At 46.5% G+C, this 1881-nt stretch carries 3 protein-coding genes; all 3 read left to right on the forward strand.

Annotation, left to right across the window (positions count from 1 at the left end; genetic code table 11):
* Positions 1–415, forward strand: a 415-nt coding sequence (locus AB4653_RS12240; RefSeq protein WP_372104270.1) for a 3D domain-containing protein, incomplete at its 5' end; no start/stop codon positions are given.
* 113 nt (positions 416–528) lie between these two features.
* Entirely contained in the window at positions 529–1338 is an 810-nt protein-coding gene (tcdA, locus tag AB4653_RS12245) for a tRNA cyclic N6-threonylcarbamoyladenosine(37) synthase TcdA (RefSeq protein ID WP_009848360.1), read from the forward strand.
* Positions 1339–1375: 37 nt separating this feature from the next.
* Positions 1376–1804: a cysteine desulfurase sulfur acceptor subunit CsdE gene (gene csdE, locus AB4653_RS12250; protein ID WP_009848361.1), complete on the forward strand. Its 429-nt coding sequence runs from the start codon at positions 1376–1378 to the stop codon at positions 1802–1804.
* The last annotated feature ends 77 nt before the right edge of the window (positions 1805–1881 follow it).

Raw genomic sequence — 1881 nt, forward strand, 5'->3', positions numbered from 1 at the left:
CTTGGCAAACGATCCTGAAGTGGTAAAAGAACTGCTTGAGCAAAACCCATCTTTCGTCTTCTTTAGCGCGAGAGATGATCTATCCGTAATGGGAAGTGCTGGCATTCCTTTATTACCGATGGCGGCGGTAGCGGGCGATCGCTCTATCTTACCAATGGGAACACCTATCCTGGCTGAGGTTCCGTTACTGAATGCTGATGGTACTTGGAGCGGCGCGCACCAACTAAGACTACTATTGGTTTTAGATACCGGTGGTGCGGTTAAGCAAAACCATTTGGACCTCTACCATGGTATGGGCCCACGAGCAGGAACTGAAGCGGGTCATTACAAGCATTTTGGTCGGGTGTGGAAGCTGGGTCTAGATGGCAGCGCAACCGAAGCGCCTTGGGCTTTGCCTCCTGAAAAGGTCGAGTAAACAACAATAAAATGGGGCATTGAAAGCGAATCGCTAATCCCCTAGACTTTTAATTCAAGAGTGCGTATAAAACGCACTCTTTTCTTTTTCTCAGAAATAAATTGGCGGCAACAATGCGTGAATTGACCACTCCAGCTTCAGAAAACTATGACCAACGATTTGGTGGCACTCGTCGCCTGTATGGCAATAGTGAAGTCGACATACTTAGAGCAGCACACGTGTGTGTGATCGGTATTGGCGGTGTCGGTTCATGGGCGGTTGAAGCGCTTGCTCGTACTGGTTTAGGTGAGCTGACATTGATCGATATGGATGATGTGTGCGTGACGAACATCAACCGTCAGATCCACGCTATGTCGGGTACGGTTGGCAAGAGCAAAATCGAAGTGATGGCAGAGCGCGTTAAGCTGATTAACCCTGAGTGTAAAGTGAACCTGATTGATGACTTTATCGGGCCAGATAATCAGGCTGAATACCTATCGAAAGAGTTCGACTTTGTGCTCGATGCGATTGATAGCATGAAAGCTAAGGCTTCGCTGTTGGCGTATTGCCGTAGCAACAAAATTAAAGTGATCACCACCGGTGGCGCGGGTGGACAAATCGATCCGACTCAAATCAAAGTGGCTGATCTGACTAAAACGATTCAAGATCCGTTAGCGAAGAAATTGAAAGACACATTGCGTCGTCATCATAATTTCCCTAAGAATCCAGCGCGTAAGTTTGGTATCGATTGTGTGTTCTCGACTGAGCAACTTAAATACCCTCAAGCCGACGGCAGTGTATGTGCTGCGAAAGCAACCGCAGAAGGTCCAAAACGCATGGATTGTGCGACGGGTTTTGGTGCAGCAACGGTTGTCACGGCTACCTTTGGTTTTGTGGCGGTTTCACGTATCGTAGAAAAGATCGTTCAAAAGCACGCTAAGTAACGTCTTCTTCTCAATTAACAATCGACTGGATATTAAAATGACCACATTCCCAAGCTTTCCATTCGGCAAAGAAATTACCAGTGATGATATTGTCGCAAAAATGCAGACTTTCAGCGGCTGGGAAGATCGTTATCGCCAGGTGATTCAGTGGGGTAAGAAACTGCCTAGCATGCCTGATGAACTGAAAAGTGAACAGGTTGTCGTATCTGGTTGTGAAAGCCAAGTGTGGTTGGTTTCTCAAAATATCGACGGTGTTTGGCGCTTTTGTGCTGATTCTGATGCGCGTATCGTTCGCGGTCTGATTGCATTAGTGATGGCTGCGTATGATGGAAAAACATCAGAGCAGATTCAAGCGTTCGATATCGATGGATACTTTGAACAAATCGGTTTAATTACCCATCTAAGCCCATCTCGCGGCAATGGATTAAAAGCGATTGTTGCTCAAATCCAAGAGCTAAGTGCTTAACATTTCTTAGATACACAGAAACAAAAAGGGTTGACGCTAAACGCCAACCCTACATAATTTCGCTACTCGCTACTCGC

Source organism: Vibrio sp. 10N.222.48.A3 (assembly GCF_041475345.1).
GTDB lineage: Bacteria > Pseudomonadota > Gammaproteobacteria > Enterobacterales > Vibrionaceae > Vibrio > Vibrio tasmaniensis_A.

Excerpts from the sequence above, each read along its gene's own strand:
- tcdA (WP_009848360.1), top strand. The coding sequence starts at position 529 with ATGCGTGAATTGACCACTCCAGCTTCAGAAAACTATGACCAACGATTT.
- csdE (WP_009848361.1), top strand. The coding sequence starts at position 1,376 with ATGACCACATTCCCAAGCTTTCCATTCGGCAAAGAAATTACCAGTGAT.